The following is a 1909-nucleotide window of genomic DNA, read 5'->3' on the forward strand; positions in this document are numbered from 1 at the left end:
TCGTGTGCCTAGCGGCGCACGTTTCTAACGGGTTAAAGTCCCGAATCCACCCGGTAGTGGGAAGGATATAGCCGAAGGCAAGGGTGTCCACCGTGAGGCGGAATCTGAAGGAAGCTGGATGTGAGGAACATACTAACTCATGGGCAAATCTCTAGTCTGACGAACAGAAATCTCATATGAGGTTATGCATGAGGGTAAGGTTGCGAGCCAAATCGAAGCCCAATAACTACACGGAATCATGCATGATAAATGAGGCAGATGGATGGAGAGGAAGAAACGTGTGGTACCTAGGGAGGTCTGTGCGGTACGCCTTGAAAGAGGTAACCATTGCATAAAGCAATGCTGAACGCGCAGAAGTCAGCAGAGGTCATAGTAGCCGAGAGGTGAAGGACCGAATCAGTAGGAGTCTTGAGTATGACCGAGAAAGGAGGAATGACCGTCTATGGCAGAAAACATTGAAAACAATGGCTGTTCGAAAAGAGATAATGCAGAACATGAAGGGTATGAGAAAGCGTCTAGGTCATTCAATCGGATATGGAAAGAAAGAGACAGTGCACAGCCGAGACTTTTGGAAGCGATACTGTATAAAGACAACTTTAACAGGGCATATAAGAGAGTCAAGGCAAACAAGGGAGCGCCAGGAATTGATGGCATGACCATTGAGGAGGCTCTTCCATATCTAAAGGAACATCAACAAGAGTTAACCGACCGCATTTATCGTGGAAAGTATACTCCGTCTCCAGTAAGACGAGTTGAAATTCCCAAACCAGACGGTGGTGTGCGAAAGCTTGGCATACCAACAGTGGTAGACCGTACACTTCAACAGGCAATAACTCAACAGTTAGTGCCAATCTATGAACCGCTGTTTGCAGAAGGTAGCTATGGCTATCGTCCGAACAGAAGTGCAAAAGATGCAATACTTAAGGTTAAGGAGTATGCCGAGCAAGGCTATACATTTGCTGTAGTCCTTGACTTGTCAAAGTACTTCGACACTCTTAATCACGAAATTCTTATCAATCTTCTCCGAAAGAATGTAAAGGATGAACGTGTAGTGCAACTGATAAAACGCTATCTGAAAAGCGGTGTAATGGAAAACGGAGTAGTTATTGACACAGAGGAAGGCTCACCACAAGGTGGAAATCTATCACCATTGCTGGCAAATGTCTACCTCAATGAGTTCGACCAGGAATTCCTGAAAAGAGATGTTCCATGCATAAGATATGCAGATGACATTGTGCTTCTTGCAAAGAGCAAGCGAGCATCAGAGAGACTCTTGGAAAGCAGTACAAAATATCTTGAGGAGAGGCTGAAACTTACAGTCAACCGAGAAAAGAGCCGTACTGTCAGTGTGTTTGCAATCCGAAATTTTAAATTCCTTGGCTTTGCATTGGGAAGGAACGGAAAAGGCATATATGTCCGAGTTCATCCGAAGTCATGGAAGAAGTTTAAGTCCAGACTGAAGGAGTTATCTTCCCGTAAGCGATGTCAGTCAATCAAGCCAAACCTTGAGAGAATCAAGGTGTATGCAAGGGGATGGCTTAACTACTACGGAATTGCAAGTATGAAGAACAACATAGATGACATCAATGGATGGCTCTATCACAGAATACGTATGTGTATATGGAAACAGTGGAAGAAACCTAAAACGAAATATAAAAATCTAGTCAAGCTGGGAATTCCAGAACACTATGCGGCAACAATAGCAAACAGTCGCAGAAAGTATTGGTATATCAGTAATAACAAAGCTGTGATTTGGGCGCTGAATAAAGAAAGACTGATAAACAGTGGCTATTATGATTTAGCTACAGCCTACCAGTCTGTGCACGTTAACTATTGAAAGCGCCGTATACCGAACGGTACGTACGGTGCTGTGAGAGGACGGCGGTTAATCACCGCCTCCTACTCGATT

1 protein-coding gene is annotated in these 1909 nt (G+C 44.3%); it reads left to right on the forward strand.

From position 1 onward, the window contains the following. Window positions 1-442 precede the first annotated feature (442 nt). Entirely contained in the window at window positions 443-1837 is a 1395-nt protein-coding gene (ltrA, locus tag KQI85_RS16260; RefSeq protein ID WP_216577066.1) for a group II intron reverse transcriptase/maturase, read from the forward strand. The last annotated feature ends 72 nt before the right edge of the window (window positions 1838-1909 follow it).

The organism is Falcatimonas sp. MSJ-15 (assembly GCF_018918265.1).
Classification (GTDB): Bacteria; Bacillota; Clostridia; order Lachnospirales; family Lachnospiraceae; genus Falcatimonas.

Excerpts from the sequence above, each read along its gene's own strand:
- ltrA (WP_216577066.1), top strand. The coding sequence starts at position 443 with ATGGCAGAAAACATTGAAAACAATGGCTGTTCGAAAAGAGATAATGCA.